This window comes from Ketobacter sp. MCCC 1A13808 (genome assembly GCF_009746715.1).
In the GTDB taxonomy this organism is placed as follows: Bacteria; Pseudomonadota; Gammaproteobacteria; order Pseudomonadales; family Ketobacteraceae; genus Ketobacter.
Window position 1 is genome coordinate 728,422 of the sequence record NZ_VRKW01000001.1, and the last position, 16,576, is coordinate 744,997.

Annotated in this window: 16 protein-coding genes; 4 read left to right on the forward strand and 12 right to left on the reverse strand. The window is 48.7% G+C overall.

Translation table 11 applies throughout. The features are described 5' to 3' along the window. Positions 1-294: 294 nt before the first annotated feature. The 10 genes from FT643_RS03120 to FT643_RS03165 all read right to left on the reverse strand — a co-directional run bounded on the left by FT643_RS03120 (position 295) and on the right by FT643_RS03165 (position 9,494). Complete coding sequence (locus FT643_RS03120) at positions 295-810, reverse strand: antirestriction protein ArdA (RefSeq protein WP_156869201.1); 516 nt, start codon at positions 808-810, stop codon at positions 295-297. A 330-nt stretch (positions 811-1,140) separates the two neighbouring features. Continuing rightward, positions 1,141-1,938: a tyrosine-type recombinase/integrase gene (locus tag FT643_RS03125; RefSeq protein WP_198043274.1), complete on the reverse strand. Its 798-nt coding sequence runs from the start codon at positions 1,936-1,938 to the stop codon at positions 1,141-1,143. Positions 1,939-2,344: 406 nt separating this feature from the next. Beyond that, positions 2,345-2,686, reverse strand: coding sequence for a nucleotidyl transferase AbiEii/AbiGii toxin family protein (locus FT643_RS23995; protein WP_156869202.1), 342 nt, complete (start codon positions 2,684-2,686; stop codon positions 2,345-2,347). Then, positions 2,679-3,452, reverse strand: coding sequence for a type IV toxin-antitoxin system AbiEi family antitoxin (locus FT643_RS03135; protein ID WP_156869203.1), 774 nt, complete (start codon positions 3,450-3,452; stop codon positions 2,679-2,681). The genes FT643_RS23995 and FT643_RS03135 overlap by 8 nt, the downstream gene beginning before the upstream one ends. A 101-nt stretch (positions 3,453-3,553) precedes the next feature. Beyond that, positions 3,554-4,000: a ribosomal protein S18-alanine N-acetyltransferase gene (gene rimI, locus FT643_RS03140; protein WP_198043275.1), complete on the reverse strand. Its 447-nt coding sequence runs from the start codon at positions 3,998-4,000 to the stop codon at positions 3,554-3,556. Positions 4,001-4,016: 16 nt separating this feature from the next. After that, entirely contained in the window at positions 4,017-4,859 is an 843-nt protein-coding gene (locus tag FT643_RS03145; protein WP_156869204.1) for a hypothetical protein, read from the reverse strand. Further along, a complete protein-coding gene (locus FT643_RS03150) occupies positions 4,860-6,407 on the reverse strand; it encodes a 2-isopropylmalate synthase (protein WP_156869205.1) in 1,548 nt (515 codons plus the stop codon). Between the two features lie 163 nt (positions 6,408-6,570). Further along, a complete protein-coding gene (groL, locus tag FT643_RS03155; protein ID WP_156869206.1) occupies positions 6,571-8,220 on the reverse strand; it encodes a chaperonin GroEL in 1,650 nt (549 codons plus the stop codon). Between the two features lie 70 nt (positions 8,221-8,290). Then, the gene (locus tag FT643_RS03160; RefSeq protein ID WP_156869207.1) at positions 8,291-8,581 is read right to left on the reverse strand and encodes a co-chaperone GroES; all 291 of its coding nucleotides are present in this window, start codon (positions 8,579-8,581) and stop codon (positions 8,291-8,293) included. A gap of 340 nt (positions 8,582-8,921) precedes the next feature. Further along, positions 8,922-9,494 carry an FxsA family protein gene (locus FT643_RS03165; RefSeq protein WP_156869208.1) on the reverse strand — a complete coding sequence of 191 codons (573 nt, stop codon included), beginning with the start codon at positions 9,492-9,494 and terminating at the stop codon, positions 8,922-8,924. A gap of 254 nt (positions 9,495-9,748) precedes the next feature. On the opposite strand from FT643_RS03165, the gene FT643_RS03170 reads away from it, so the two are divergent. The 4 genes from FT643_RS03170 to xrtE all read left to right on the forward strand — a co-directional run bounded on the left by FT643_RS03170 (position 9,749) and on the right by xrtE (position 13,929). After that, a complete protein-coding gene (locus tag FT643_RS03170; protein WP_156869209.1) occupies positions 9,749-10,594 on the forward strand; it encodes a hypothetical protein in 846 nt (281 codons plus the stop codon). A gap of 116 nt (positions 10,595-10,710) precedes the next feature. Next, positions 10,711-11,469 (forward strand): SDR family oxidoreductase, encoded by a 759-nt coding sequence (locus tag FT643_RS03175; RefSeq protein ID WP_156869210.1) that lies wholly within the window; start codon positions 10,711-10,713, stop codon positions 11,467-11,469. Positions 11,470-11,856: 387 nt separating this feature from the next. After that, positions 11,857-12,174, forward strand: coding sequence for a hypothetical protein (locus FT643_RS03180; RefSeq protein WP_156869211.1), 318 nt, complete (start codon positions 11,857-11,859; stop codon positions 12,172-12,174). Between the two features lie 90 nt (positions 12,175-12,264). Then, positions 12,265-13,929 (forward strand): exosortase E/protease, VPEID-CTERM system, encoded by a 1,665-nt coding sequence (gene xrtE / locus FT643_RS03185; protein WP_156869212.1) that lies wholly within the window; start codon positions 12,265-12,267, stop codon positions 13,927-13,929. 19 nt (positions 13,930-13,948) lie between these two features. Here the strand turns inward: xrtE and FT643_RS03190 are convergent, their stop codons facing one another. Both FT643_RS03190 and FT643_RS03195 read right to left on the reverse strand, forming a co-directional pair. Next, positions 13,949-15,361 carry a sugar transferase gene (locus FT643_RS03190; RefSeq protein ID WP_156869213.1) on the reverse strand — a complete coding sequence of 471 codons (1,413 nt, stop codon included), beginning with the start codon at positions 15,359-15,361 and terminating at the stop codon, positions 13,949-13,951. 296 nt (positions 15,362-15,657) lie between these two features. After that, entirely contained in the window at positions 15,658-16,527 is an 870-nt protein-coding gene (locus FT643_RS03195) for an ExeA family protein (protein WP_156869214.1), read from the reverse strand. Positions 16,528-16,576: the final 49 nt, after the last annotated feature.

Consider the following 16,576-nt stretch of genomic DNA (forward strand, 5'->3'; position numbering starts at 1 on the left):
GCCGTGAAATCTAATTCATATAAACTAACACATTAAGAGCTAGTTTACCACCTTTAAGTTTTACGGCGCTCACCGCCGTAAACAACAACACTCTTAAACCGCATGATTGAAAAGAAAGGCGCTATCGGTATTAACAATACCGATATCCATCATTATTTAAACTTTTGGGCTCAGCTTGACGACAGCGGAGACAAGACAAGCGAAGCATGAGCGATATAGGCCGCAAGGCCGCTGAGCCCCAAAAGCGCGCCGGAATTTAAGCCCTCACCTTACGGCAAGGGCTCAAGCATTAGCTTAATGATTCCAGAAAATATGCACTTCCTGATAGCCTGTTTCGATGGTGAATACATCACCGCCAAGCTCCATATCACGCCCCATTTTTTCATAGTCAATATATAAGGCTAAATGCTCAGGGATCTGTGTAGTTTCCTCAGTTAGCTCTTCGGCATAATCTGCAAGTGAGGCGTAACAGCCACAATAATTTTCTTCGATGGCTTTTTGTGCATCTTCGATGCAATCTCCAAAGTGTGATAATAAATCGCCTGCAATCTCACCGTGCTCCTCAAGAAAACATGCAACTTCATGCGCACGTTGAATGCTTTCGTATTCAGATATTGAATAACCTGCAAAGCCTTCATAGTCATGAATGGCGTATTCTTCGGCGTCCTGTTCTGGGCTACTGGCTAGCATGTCGTTAATTTGCTCTTGAATGTCGTCGATGTCTTGCGTGGCATCAATCCAGACACCATGCAATATGCCGTTGTTGTATGCGGCTAAATCTGCAACATAAATTCTAATTTCTTCGCTCATTGTCTTGCTCCTGTAAGGCTAAAAATTCATCCCCTTTTGGGGTTAAAAACCCCAAGGAAAGAAGCGAGCTTGCGAGCGAAGATCACATGTTTTGACGCAATCCAGACAGGGGGAACCACCCGTCCTGCACAAGCCTGAACCTGAGAAGGCGCGGAAGGTCGGGGGATGTCTTGATGAAGGCAAGTTATGTGATGGTTTGACGTATACCCAAAAGGGGAAATAAATCCAGACAATGCGAATACGAACGTATTCTGCCTTTTTCAGCGCAGCGATAATTCTGTTCCGGCAAAAGCATTAACACTTTGCCGCTGATCCAATATTGTTTCCTCATCAAACCACCAGCATTGTCCAGATACCTGCTTTAAAATCGAAATGCTGTTTTTCTGCCTGCCGCAGCTCGCCATTACGGCAGCCGTATATCAGGCAAAGTTTTACGAACAGCTTATTCTTTGGCGTGATGCGGGAGTTATTGACCGCCAGCCAAAGCATTTTGATTTCTTCATCATCCAGAACGCGGTCTGTTGAACGCTTCTGGATCTGTAGGTCTTCTTTGGCGTAGATATCCGCTAGCGGATTAGCAGGCACAAGCTTACGCTTCATGGCGAATTTATAGAGCTGCTTGGCGTTTTCCAGTATGCGCTCGCCGATAGCAGGTTTGGTTTTTGCCAGTCCTTCGAGAATGTCCAGCCATGCATGCAAGGTGACTTTCTCAGCGGGAAGCTTACCTAGCTTTGAAAACACATGAATTTCAAAGCTACGTTTGATTTCCACATGGCCTTTCTTGTTTTGGATGCAGTAAGCCTCATACCACAACTCAAAAAGCCCTGAGAGCGATTCAGCGGCGATAATAGCCTGCTTCTCAAGCAAACGTACCACTTTAGGGTTGTGTCCCTGCTCTAGTTGCTTTTTGAGGCGTTGCGTTTCTGTTCTCGCTTCCTTTAGGCTCATTAAAGGGTATGAACCTAAATCTACCCGTCCAGCTTTGCCTGCATGCTGGTAACGCAACGTGTAGGTAATTTTTCCCTTCGGAGAAAGCCTAACGCTTAGACCGTCACGGTCAGTTTTCTCTAAGGCTTTATCTCTCAGCTTCTTGTAGTTGGCTTTTAGCCATGTTTCAGTCAGTGCCACCTTTCAGTCCTTAGCCCGCTTCGCGGTGCTACTTGTACAAATTTTTCAAAGGGGGTTTGTACAAGAAAATTTGTACGAGAATTTATACAAATTTCTTCTGACTGAGGGTGAAACAGACTGTCTTGAGATGGTGATAGGACAATCAAAGACGCGTTATAACATTTTGTTTTTAATGAAAAACCTGTCTTTTCTTGTCTTAACTTGGCTTAGGTAACTTTATTCGGGTGCGAGATGATAGCGAAAGTGCGTCTCTTATTGATTTCATTGAGAAAATTACTATCACCCATACCACTCATACCCTAGTTTGTACTTAAATTCGTACTTGTTCGTTACTTTACCCTTTCGGGGCGAGAAAACGCCTATGTTATCAATAGGAAGCGTTACCAATAAATAACCGCGCTATAAATTACTGCTCCAGAACGCTTTCCAGCCCCTGCAATTGCTGCTGATAAGCCTCTGGATTGTCGTTCTTGAATTTCTCCAAGTTTCGAAGCTTCCAATTCACCGATGGAAAGCGCTGATAGTCGTAATTCGACCAGCCTGGCGCAAGGCGATTTAAGCTCAACAAGAACGCCTTATCCTCTTCGCTCCAACTGGCTTTTGCGGTTTCGATGAGCTGAAGCCTTGGCATATCCCGTACAAAGAGATTGATCGCCGTACCGCCATGCATGGCAAAGCATTCTTCTTTGGCGACTTCGGGCAGCACATCCAAAAGAAGCCCAACCTGCTTTTTATAGGCTTCATCCATAAACAGCCTCCAGCTCTTTGGGTACAGTTATCTGGTACTTCGAAACATAAACACCGTCGTTCACGATAGCGCGTTTTCCTGAGCCCAAATCTACCTTTTCGAGGTTGATATAGCTAAGCCATTCATGGCCTGCCTTATCTGCCAAATACAAAAACAGGCGTTTTACCTTCACGGAAGTACAGCCTTCCAGCAATGTTTGAACACTGGCTGGCCTCAAATTATTCAGCCCTTCCATTAACTCAAATACTTCCAAAAGTGGTTGAGACTTTGGCGCCAAATAAAGGCACTCCATGACCGCTCGTGCGGGGCTGGATACTTTTACCTTAAAGCCCTTATGCTCTATTTCTACCAATCCAAGTTCAGGCGCTAAAAACGAAGTCAGTTTACAGTTCACACTGACACCCCAATCCCGCTTCTTAAACCAAAGGGGCAAACTGTCATTCTTACCACCAAAGAGCTGGACTGATTTAGTCGCCAACGCCAAATAATGCGATTTGCCCTGCATGGATAGCGCGGTTTTAGCAGCTGGATGCACAGATAGTCCTAACTGGTATTGCAAAGCATACATGCCTCCCAGATAGTCCACTTGATCGCTATGACGTATCAGCGCTCCTGTACCGATAGAATCAAACCACTGGCTACGCTTATAGCGTTTCTGCAAATCAAGGCTGTAACCTTGATCAGCAAGCCAAGCCGAAGAAAGCACGACACCCAAAGGCTGAGTGCTGAGCAAATGGTTTAATTTTGACTCATTTTCGGTACTCATAGTACCAATCTAACCATTTTTTTAAACCAGATCAATCATAAGGTTTATATTTTTACTTTTTTGGGTACTTTAAGTACCTAAATAGAGGATATTTTAAACCACTAAACACGCCCCAAAGGCAGCGTGAAAACCAAAGCATCCTCGCGCTCAGAGCCCGCTGGATAATAGTCTTTGCGCACCCCCACCTGTTCAAAGCCCGCACGCTGATAAAGTGCCACCGCCGCGACATTGCTAGGGCGCACTTCAAGCAATGCCTTCTCGGCCCCGTGATCAACGCTCGCCGCCAATACATACTCCAGCAATTTTTGCCCGAGCCCTTGGTTTTGTCGTCGGGGACTAACGCATATATTGAGGATATGGCACTCTCCTACCGCGACGTAAAGAATCGCGTAACCTACCAGCACCCCTTCTTCCAAGGCGACATAACACAGATGCCCGTTGCGCAAGCTGTCCACAAACATTCCTTCCGTCCAGGGCCAGGGATACGCCTGCTGTTCTATTTCCATAACAAGCGGCAGATGACTAAAACTCATCAATTGAAATTGCATCGGGCACCCAGACTCACTACAGAAGAAATTCGCGCAGCCGGGCCCATGCTTCGGCTTTCAGCTTCCAATCGGACTGCATCTCGGCAAAACCCGCTACAAGCCCGAATTGACCGGGCATACGATCCAGGGTTTGTGGGTTAACGCTCTGTACAAGGCCAAGCGCCACACCTGCCTTTGATCCCATCACCAAAGTCTTGGGCACTGCCTCGGTGGTAGCCAAAAACGCAGACAGCGCGTCGAAAGCCGCCACCGGATCGGCAGCCATGCGTGGGTTATTGATTACCGGCCAACGGTACAGTTTTGCAGGAAACTGGTCGAGCGCATTAAGGGCTCCCAGAGCCCCTAATAAGTCGGACAGCATCCGGTGTTCCAGTGCGGATAATCCGGGCGCATCAGCACCTGCAAGCTCCAGTAGCACCCGGAACTGACCCGGCAAGGTAACCGAGACACAACTGAACGGCCGCACACTGCTGACAACTTTCGATGCCTGAGACGACTTTTGTTGAACCGCGCCCAACCCTAACCTGGCTAAATCCAGCTCCGGGATACCGGTATCAACCGCCGGCAGGTGCTCGGCAGAGCCCTCTGTTTCCAAGTGCGACTTCGAAGGCGCGATCGCCACCGAGGTTTTTTCTGCTGCGCTCTCAGCTGGTATTTCACTAAGACCTTCAAATGCCTCGCCTTGCGTGTCGTGATTATCTGCATTATTTGCAAGCCCACTCCACTCTTCCGCATGGGGCACTACTTCATCCCACTCCAATACCGGTAATTGCAGCACGCCGCTTATCGCGGTGTGCGCGACATATTGGGTGATGCCGAGGGCTTCCAGATAAGCGATGCGATTTGCTTCGGGGATCATTTACACGCCTCCCTTCTGGGGGTGCGCTTTCTTCGAATCCGCGCTAAGGTGATTCAATGCATTCAGATACGCTTTTGCGGATGCCGCTACAATATCGATATCCGCTCCATGACCGTTGACAATGCGCCCGCCTTTTTCCAGCCTGACCGTCACCTCACCCTGAGAATCCGTGCCGCTGGTGATCGCACTAACATTGTAAAGTTCTAACTGGGCGCCGCTCGATGCAATCTGCTCAATCGCTCTGAAGGTGGCATCCACCGGCCCGGCTCCTTCGCTTTCCCCGTGCTGCTCTTTGCCGGCGACACTCAATACAATTTGAGAGGTCGGCACTTCGCCGGTTTGAGAACAGACACTGAGCGATACCAGTGCATATTGCTCGTTTTCACTGGCTGTGAGGATATCACTGATAAGCGCCTGAATATCCTCATCAAAAATTTCATGCTTTTTATCTGCCAGGTCTTTGAAACGCTGAAACGTTTCATTCAGTTCCATTTCCGATTTCAGCACAATACCCAATTCATCGAGCCGCGCCCGGAACGCATTCCTGCCTGAATGTTTACCCAACACCATCCGGTTTGCATTCCAGCCGACATCTTCAGCTTTCATAATTTCGTAAGTTTCACGGAACTTTATAACACCGTCTTGGTGAATTCCCGATTCATGCGCAAACGCATTGGCGCCGACAATGGCTTTATTGGGCTGAACCGGAAAGCCGGTGATTGATGAAACCAAACGTGAAGCCGGTGCTATTTCCCGAGTATTAATATTGGTGACGACATCGAAAAAATCCGGACGGGTTTGAACCGCCATTACAATTTCCTCTAGCGACGCATTTCCCGCCCGCTCACCCAAGCCGTTAATCGTACATTCCACTTGGCGAGCGCCCTGCGCAACCGCTGACAGTGAATTCGCAACGGCCAGACCCAAATCATTGTGACAATGAACTGAGAACACCGCCTTATCTGCATTCGGCACTCTCTCCAGCAACTGCCGAATCATTTCACCGAACTGCAGTGGCACGGCATAACCCACTGTGTCAGGGATATTGATCGTGTTGGCCCCCGCATCAATCGCAGCCTCAATAACCCGACACAAAAAATCCACATCCGAGCGCCCAGCATCTTCACAGGAAAACTCAACGTCTTCACACAGATTGCGCGCCTTTTTTACGGCTTTGATGGTTTGCTCGATGACCTGCTCCGGAGTCATCCGTAATTTATATTCCATATGGATCGGAGACGTGGCGATAAAGGTATGTATACGGCCCGCATTGGCATTTTTCAATGCTTCCGCAGCGCGCTCGATATCCGCATCAACCGCTCTGGCCAAAGAGCAAACCCGGCTTTCTTGTATGGTATCTGCTACTGCTTTTACAGACTCAAAGTCGCCCTGGCTGGCGATAGCGAAACCCGCTTCAATGACATCCACCTGCATCCGTTCCAGTACTTTGCCGATACGGACCTTTTCTTCCAGTGTCATGGACGCGCCGGGGCTTTGTTCTCCATCCCGCAAGGTGGTATCAAATACGACTAGCCTGTCTTTACTCATGGTTCACTCCGCTAGAGTCGGTGCAAAATAGACGCTAATGATGATCGCTCCGGCCAATGATCTCAACCGTCGGCAGGGCTTAATGCAGTATATAAAAAAACCCCGTCAAATGACGGGGTTTTATAAGCACTTGCTTTCAGTACTAAATAGGGGTCAGGGCTGACTACATCATGCCGCCCATGCCACCCATTCCACCCATGCCGCCCATATCAGGCATTGCAGGAGCGCCTTTCTCTTCAGGGATATCAGCAACCATCGCTTCTGTCGTAATCATCAGACCCGCAATAGAAGCAGCAGCCTGCAGAGCAGCACGAGTTACTTTGGCAGGATCCAGAATACCCAACTCGATCATATCGCCATATTCACCGGTCGCAGCATCGTAACCGTAATTGCCGGTACCTGATTTTACTTTATCAACAACAACAGAGGCTTCTGCACCCGCGTTAGCCGCGATTTGACGGATTGGCGCTTCCATCGCACGCAATGCCAATTGAATACCGGCAGTCTGGTCTTCGTTCGCTCCTTCCAGAGAGCCGATTGTTGCCAAGGCACGAACCAGAGCAACACCACCGCCAGGAACAACACCTTCTTCAACTGCCGCACGTGTTGCATGCAGAGCATCTTCTACACGGGCTTTCTTCTCTTTCATTTCCACTTCGGAACCGGCACCGACTTTGATTACCGCAACACCGCCGGCCAATTTGGCTACGCGCTCTTGCAGTTTTTCTTTGTCATAGTCAGAAGTCGCTTCTTCGATTTGCTGACGGATTTGCTTAACGCGAGCCTGAATCTCAGATTCTTCACCGGCACCGTCGACCACGATGGTGTTTTCTTTGGTAATGGTTATCTTTTTAGCCGTACCCAGATCATCCAGAGTCGCGCCTTCCAGAGACATACCCACTTCTTCGGAAATCACGGTGCCGCCGGTCAAAATGGCCAGATCCTGCAACATCGCTTTACGACGATCGCCAAAACCGGGAGCCTTAACAGCAGCCACTTTAACGATGCCACGCATGTTATTCACAACCAGGGTTGCTAATGCTTCGCCTTCAACATCTTCTGCGATGATCAGCAGAGGCTTACCCGCTTTTGCAACCGATTCCAGAATCGGCAACATGTCACGAATGTTGGAGATTTTCTTGTCGACCAAAAGCATGAACGGGCTTTCCAGTTCAACGCTCATTTTTTCTTGGTTGTTAATGAAGTAAGGAGACAGGTAACCACGATCAAATTGCATGCCTTCAACAACTTCCAGTTCGTTCTCCAGGCCGCTTCCTTCCTCAACCGTGATAACGCCTTCTTTGCCTACTTTTTCCATGGCTTCTGCAATGATGCTTCCTACAGAAGAATCGCTATTAGCAGAGATGGTGCCTACTTGCGCGATCGCTTTAGAATCTTCACAAGGAGTAGACATTCTGCTCAGTTCTTCAACCACAGCTACAGTGGCTTTATCAATACCACGCTTAAGATCCATCGGGTTCATACCGGCCGCCACCGCACGCAGGCCTTCGGATACGATCGATTGAGCCAGCACGGTTGCGGTAGTTGTACCGTCACCCGCTGCATCGTTTGCCTGGGACGCAACTTCTTTTACCATTTGCGCACCCATATTTTCGAACTTATCTTCCAGTTCAATTTCTTTCGCAACCGATACACCATCTTTAGTGATGGTTGGTGAACCGAACGACTTTTCCAATACTACATTGCGGCCTTTTGGGCCCAGAGTGACTTTAACTGCATCTGCTAATACGTTAACGCCGCGAACCATTCTGGAACGGGCGCTGTCGCCGAATTTAACTTCTTTAGCTGCCATTTTTCTTTCCTTTTGAATTCTTAGAGTTCTTCAATCGCTTGTTGATTGAAACCTGTAAAGTTCGGGTCGCTTAGCCTTCCAATACACCGAAGATTTCGCTTTCAGCCATGATCAGCAGTTCTTCACCGTCAATTTTGACGCTGCTGCCTGCATACTGGCCAAAGATTACTTTGTCGCCGGCTTTTACATCCAGAGGACGGACTTCACCGTTCTCGGTCGTTCGGCCCGGGCCAACCGCCAGAATTTCGCCTTGAGAAGGTTTCTCAGCTGCGGAACCAGGCAATACGATGCCACCAGCACTTTTTGTTTCCTCTTCAACACGGCGAATGACGACGCGATCATGTAAAGGACGGATATTCATGAGTTTTCAGTCTCCCAATTAATCTTGTTGTTTAGACAAGTAGATTTGCTACGTTTAATTTTGGTCAATTGCGCGGCAATCCACTTATTAGCACTCTCAACCGCAGAGTGCTAATAATAATGCTGCCGATGAATCCGTCAAGAGCCTCTTACACATACCTGGACTCTTTCTTCGGGATGCCTGCTAATTTGGGATGCAAAGCGAATTTTCAAGGCCTGGAGTAGTATTTATTTGATAAAATCGGCTAATTGTAGTGAATTCGTCACCCCGGATAACCAATTACCCTGCTGTGGGATCCGGTATCGGTGAACTACCTGCCGCATGGGGGTCATTACCAGCGTCAGGTCTTGTCTTTCTTTTCCGCCTCACCTTCAATAATCAGGTGACCTTTTCCGTCTTCATAGACCTGCGGATTGTCTGAATCGGCACTAGCCTCAGGCCGAGCTCGACGATATTGCTGACCATAAGCGGATGCTGAAAATGGACCAGTTGCCCCCCCGCGATGTATCCAGACGCCGGATGCACCGGCCGCACTGCCCATTGTGCCCACGGAATTCAGCATGCCCTTCTTAATCACATAAGACGCCATACCCCGGCGGGTGTGGGGCAGCAGCAGCAGAAACCCGATGCCGTCCGTTATAAAACCGGGAGTTATCAGCAATGCCCCACCCAATAGCAGCATCACACCTTCAACCATCTCATTACCCGGCATTTCACCTCGCTGGATTCGCTTATTCAGCCTCACCCAGGTTTGCAGGCCCTGCCAGCGAAACAGCGCCGACCCTAACATCGCCGTCAACACGGTAAGCAGGATTGTCACGCCCCATCCGACGGCCTGTGCCACTTGACCGAGCACCATGGCTTCCAGCAAGGCAAATATGAAAATAAACAGAAAGACGCGCCCGAATCCCATTATGGTTCCTAAATTTGTATGTATGGCTTTTAGCAGCCGTCAACTTGGGCTGCAATATCTTTATATGGAGACAAAACCTGGGTTTCCAAGTTCCCTTTTTGATCCGGTTCAGCCAGGCCCTCACCAGAAAAGGCGGTTTTAGGGCAGCCTTAAACGGCGAATAATATCCGGAAATATAATAGATCAGCCATGTTCTTGAGCATGTCTGGTGGTAATATTGGCTGGCTTTCCGAATATACCAACTGAATTACCTCATGAATAAACGCTGTATCAATACCGTCACAACCCTGTTCACCCGACCACTCGCCTTTCTTTTGGTTGTGCTGTTGATGGCCTGTACTACCTGTGTTCATGCAATAGAGGATGAGCCTGCTAACTACGTGTTCGCATCTTATTTAGGTAACGGACTTTATAACGGTACTGACAATTCGGTGTTTGTGCTCAACATCCCCTTGAGCTATGAAATCCCGGGACACTCGGATTACCGCCTGAGAATAACCACCTCGCTCGGATTTTATGAATATGGGCGGGATCAGATCGACGACTTACAGCTACCGGATGATGTCGGCACCATCGCGGTGATTCCGGGTATAGAAAAGGTGTTTAACATCACCGACCAATGGGAACTGACCCCCTACCTGGACATTGGCTGGGCCAAAAACCTGTCTACCCACGAATCTGCCCGAGTGTTTTCGACAGGCGTTCAAAGCCGCTATTCAATGGCGAGCAAATACGCAGATCACGTGTGGGTCAACAAACTGATTTACGTGGGCTATGAAACCGAAGATAGCCACGTGAAAGACAGCTATGTCAAACTGCTTACCGGGTATGATTTCAAAGTCGGTGCCTACATCCCGTTTATGGGGAGAAAGCTCGTACCCACCGTCTATGGTTCTCTTTTCTGGAGCTACAACGGCCTGGACTATTATCAGCGGTGGAAAAATAATTTTGAGAATGACCTGGTGTTCGAGATCGGCGCCTCACTCTTTACCAAAGAACCCATAGATCTCTGGGTTAGCGACTTTCAACGTATCGGCATTGGTTATCAGCATAACCCGATCGGCGGCGTGATCCGTCTTTTTCTCGGCACCCCCTTCTGATACAGACGTCCTGACCACACGCGCAGCTGTCCCTTTCGCCCCTGGAAATCCGGCGTTAAAACAGGAATAATCGCGACTCACAAGTCGAGCCTACATGAATAGAGGAACATGCTGTTATGGAATTGAAAGATAAAGTCGTGGTAATCACAGGGGCCGGCCGCGGGCTAGGTCGCGGAATGGCGATGACATTCGCCGGCAAAGGGGCCAATGTCGCCATAGTCGACTTGAATGAAGACGATATCGCTCAAACCGTTGCGCTCTGTGAAGAGCTTGGCGTGAAAGCCAAAGGCTTCAAAGTCAATGTCGCTCAAGAAGCGGAAGTTGAAAAACTGTTTAATGATGTGGTGACGGAGTTCGGTACCCTGAGCGGTGTCGTGAACAACGCAGGTATCACCCGTGACGGCCTGCTAATCAAAGCCAAAGACGGCACCATTACTAAAATGTCTGCCCAGCAATGGCAGATGGTAATCGACGTGAACCTGACCGGCGTGTTCCTGTGCGCAAGAGAAGCAGCCGCCAAAATGATAGAGCTGGGCGTGGATGAAGGCGTTATCGTCAACATCTCCAGCTTGGCTCGTCACGGCAGTTTTGGACAGACCAACTATTCTGCTGCCAAAGCAGGCGTCGTGGCCATGACCGAAGTCTGGGCAAAAGAATTATCCCGCTACAATATCCGCACCGGCGCCATTGCACCCGGTACCATCAATACCGACATGATCGCATCCATGAAACCGGAAGCCCGTGACCGCCTGATCGGTGCCGTACCGTTGAAGCGCCTGGGTGAAGCTGAAAACATCGCTAAAGCAGCTACCTTTATCTTCGAAAACGATTATTTTACAGGCCGGGTTGTCGAGGTGGATGGCGGGCTTCGATAGCAGCCACTTCACAATACGACACCCTGTTCTGCTCAAGGAGGGTAGCTTTGCCCCCTTGAGCCTGACTGTTATTCCTTTCAAGGTTATCCGCTCCGGACAGCCTGCTCCATAGCTTCTTGGAAATCGTGCCTAACTGATCTGGCTAGATCTTATTTGATCATATTTTAGTCGAAATTCTTTACACAAACCGATTCAGTAAAAACGCAGAATTGGCTCAACCTCCTGATCTTTAGGCCGTTTTCAATATTGGCATCCTGATTGCTTTTTAACCAGTCAACTGGGTCACATTCTCCCGATACGCTTACTGACAATGACACTGCGATCGGCATCACCGTTACCCAATAAATACAGCACCAAGCTAACACTAAGATCATCAGGAGATTACACATGAAAAAAATAACTACTGCTGGCGCTTTCGCCCTTTCGATGATGGTTATGGCATCACCTTCGTATGCTACCTGGGGTCATGCCGGCGGCTATGACAAGCCCGACCTGAAGCAAATTTTTCAGAAGATAGAGCAAGCCAAAGAGAAAAAGCACAAGAAGATTGCGAAGATCATTAAAAGTAAAAAAAATCACCATAGCAAGAAAAAAGAGCGCTGCAACACGGTTCCGGAAATGGATGCTGCGGGCGCAGGCTTAGCCCTCGCTTTAGCTGGTGGTATCGTATCAATCGCCCGTGAGCGTCGCCGTAAACAGAAATAACGGCCAAAAAGGTGACAAAAAAGGCCTCTGAGTCCACACTCAGAGGCCTTTTTCATTTATTTCACACTGACTAGAGAAGCATCTTTAACCATGTGGCACCGATCTAAACTGGATGGTATTTTAGTTCTCTCTGCCATTGGAATCTTGGCGCTGGAACTGCTCTTCGTCTCTTTGCGATTTGACGCTGGGCTGCTACTAAGAAACAGTAACCTCTCCATTTGGCAATCGTATTTTGGTTATTTCGGAAGCCTGGCGAAGATACTGGTAGTCGCGGTTTTCATACTTTTGTACATCTGTAAGTCCCGCCTCAATCTGATTTGGCATCAACTACTGGCACAGTTTTCCAGACCCCGGTTTTTTATCGCCCTGACTCTGCAGTTACTTTGTTATCTTGGCTTACTGTATTGTTCAACCCGCATCTTCAGCAAACCCGAACTTGCCGACGATACTCCTGCTTTTCTTTATTTAGCCTGGTTGGCCTTCGTTGTTGCAACCGCTGCCTGCTGGGTGAGCTGCGTGACCAACTGGAATCATCTGCGTACCGTACTCGCGGCAGAACAAAAAGCCCTCGCCCTGACGGCTGTTACCACCGGCATTGTTTGGGCATTAGCGCTTTTAAGCCAGGAAATGTGGCGCTTCCTTTCCGTTATCAATCTTGTTGAAGGCACATTTATTATTTCGCATTTTTTGCTGGGGTTCTTCGACAATTCCCTGATATACATGGACAGCACGAATAAACTGCTGGGCCTGGGCGATTTTACCGTGCAGATTGCGCCGGAGTGCTCTGGCTACGAAGGGATCGGGTTGATTTTGGCTTTTACGTTGCTGTACCTGTATCTCAACCGCAACGACTTACGCTTCCCCAGGGCATTATTGTTACTCCCAGTCGGCGCTATTGCGATCTGGCTACTCAACAGCGTACGCATTACGGCTTTAGTCATTATCGGCCACACGTGGTCACCGGAAGTGGCCGTCGGCGGCTTCCACTCCCAGGCTGGCTGGATCACGTTCATCATCACCTCCCTGGGGGTCCTCTGGTTAGCGGATCACAGCGGACTGCTCAGAAAGCCTGTCGAGCTGGGCATCCGGGTAGAACCTGTGCCCGCTTCCCTTAATTTACCTATTGCAACCCTGCTTCCCCTGGTCGCTCTTCTGGCTACCACGCTGCTCAGCACCGCGTTCATTAGTGGCTTCGATGTCCTGTACCCGATACGGGTGGTAGTGGTCGCGATAGCCATTAGCAAAGTATGGCCGCTTCTGCACCTGCGCCCTTACCGGCTAAGCTGGGAGGCGCCGTTCGCCGGCGTGCTTGTTTGCGTGTTATGGATTCTCTTACTGGGAACTAACCCGGAAGCTAACACGGCGTTCATGTCCGGTTTGGTCGACCTGCCCGGGTATTGGGCACTAGCCTGGCTAGCATTCCGTTTTATCGGATCTGCAGTGACCGTACCCATTGCCGAGGAACTGGCTTTCAGAGCCTACCTGCTGTGCAAACTCGCACGAGCTGATGTGACCACGCGGGGTGACGTTTCGGCGCACGGCAACCGACTCATCGTGGTCAGCTCAGTTGTCATCTCTTCACTCGCGTTTGGAGCATTACATGGCGCGTGGATAGCAGGAACAGTGGCTGGCGTCGTTTATGCCTTGGTCAGAATCCGGACTCGCCATGTCGGAGATGCCATTTTAGCCCACGCAATCACCAATGGTTTGTTATGTGCCTATGCTGCTATGACCGGCGAATGGTCCGTTCTGTAACCAGGCATATAAGCATGGACTAAACGGCACCACTGCCTTTCAGAACCGCAGGCACCGTCAACACGAGTATCTTAATATCCAACCAGAGTGACCAATTATCAATATACTCCAGATCCAGTTCCAGCCACTTCTCGAACGGCAGATCACTACGACCGGAAATCTGCCAGATACAGGTTAGACCCGGCTTCACACTAAACCTTTTACGCTGGATACCCCGATCAAATAAATCCACATCCCGCATCGACATCGGCCGCGGACCTATCAAACTCATGTGGCCCCGCAGGACGTTCAACAGCTGAGGAATTTCATCCAGACTTGTTTTACGGAGAAAGGCGCCCACCCGGGTCACCCTGGGATCGCGCTTCATTTTAAAAATCGGCCCGTCCGCTTCGTTCAAATGCTCCAGTTCTTTCAATTTCTGCTCCGCATCGATACACATTGTGCGAAACTTCACCATCGGGAAGCGACGTTTATGGAAACCCACCCGCTCCTGGATAAAAAAGACCGGCCCGCCATCGTCCAACTTGATAGCGATAGCAATAAAGGCCATCACGGGTGCAATTATCGGCATGGCCAACACGGTAAGCACAATATCAAAAAGGCGTTTAGTTACCAATTTTCCGGTGTCGTGCGCCACCGGTTCAAACCGAAGCACCGGGATTGAGCCCAAAGAGGTGAGTGAGATTCTGGATGCGTTGAGATCATACAGATCCCCCATCACCAGAAACTGTACCCCCTCTTCTTCACAGGCGGTCGCAATCATCGCAACATCATTCATCATGCTACGCGGCAAGGCGAGTATGACTTCTTCAACGATATGCGTTCTCAGGATGGCCGAAATCTTATCTACCGTGCCCAACACCTCAACCTCGCCAACGTGCTTGCCTACCATAGCCTCGTCTGTATCGAGGTAACCGACTATGGAAACGCCCCATTCCAAATTAGATTTCAGCTCTTTGGTCAACCGGTGCGCACGCTCACCCGTCCCGATAATTAAAACCTTTAGATAATTGGCTTCTTTCTCAACCTTTTTATTGAAATACCACCAAACTAAAAACCATCGGTTGACGATAAGCACCAAAAACAGCACCACGAAATAGCTACTGATTAATTCTCGGCTCAAATAATCAATTTTCAGCACAAACGAAAAAAGCAATGTAACAAACAAAGCAATCATCAATGCCTTGAAGGTGGAAAAGGCAAAGCGGGAGAGCTTTTCAGGCCTGAAGCGATCATATAAACCGCAGGCATTCATGGATAACGCCAATGCCGGAAGTATTACAGCGAGCAACGGCATGTTGGCGTACATACCGGACTCATCACCGAACAAACGAATATGTATCCGCGTCAGCGAAACAAAAATGAGCGCCATAAGGCAAATATCTAAGATGATTAATAATCGCCTTAACAAATGTGTCTTTGCGTCAGTCATGGAGGTTCTAACAGCCCTTAGCGAGTGAATAGACTATATTGGAATACAAATAAATAATCGGTACTAAAAAGTGTATTTTAAGTTTTAACAACTGAGTAGGCCTTACAATGGCTGACCTTTAGGACAGGAGCTTCTTCCACCCGATATCGAGAATCTTGTTGCAGCTGATTCTATTGAACGTCTATGACACCAGATACACCAGGGATTCAGCACTATAAGCTTGAAACATTGCTGCATCACACTGCAGAACATCCATGTTAAGGGGCGCTAAGTCGCATATTATTGGTTATAGCGATTTATTCCAACTTTTTGGAAGCATCTTCCAGCGACAATGTCCCGTTTCCATTGCTAATTGGCGTCAGCCCCTGTTTCTTGTCGTTGATAACAAGCATCACAATTTCAGCATTGATCTTGGCAGACAAGAACGCATATCCGTAAATCAGAGCTGTATCACACAAAACATTAATAATACGGGGTAAGCCACCGCTGTGTTTCCAAATCAAATACTTTGATTCATCATCGAACAGCGTAGGATCACCACCTGCCTTGGAAATACGGTGCATTATATAAAGATAAGTATCCTGCTGGCTAAGGTTACTGAGGTGGTAATCAACTGCAATACGCTGAGCGAACTGGCGCAGCTCAGGTTTGCGCAACAAATCCCGCAACTCCGGTTGCCCCACCAGAATAAACTGGATTAACTGGTGCTTGCCAAAATTGATATTCGAGATCATGCGAACTTGTTCAAGAAACTCAAAGTCCAGCTTTTGCGCTTCATCTATAATCATGATGCACTGCCGGCCTTCTTTATATTCGCTAATTAAGAACTTAGTCAGTTCACCATAAAGCTGAACCTGCCCCTCAACTCCCTCAGGAATAATTCCGAAGCTAAACAAAATCCACTTCAGTAATTCAGATCGTTCGTAAACCACAGTATGGTTTAGCAGCCCCACGGTGTACTTGGAATCATCCCGATCCAGCAGCTTCCGAACAAGCGTCGTTTTACCTGTTCCAACATCGCCGGTGATGATAGCGAAGCCGTCTTTAGTCAGGCCGTACTCAAGTACACTCAACGCCTGCTGGTACTGACTACTCATAAAAAGATAGTCAGGGTCAGGCACTAGATTGAAGGGCATCTCTTCGAGCCCATAAAACTCACAATACATAAGTTTTCCAATTCACTGTTATGTCACACAAAGGCTGTTGAACTAATGA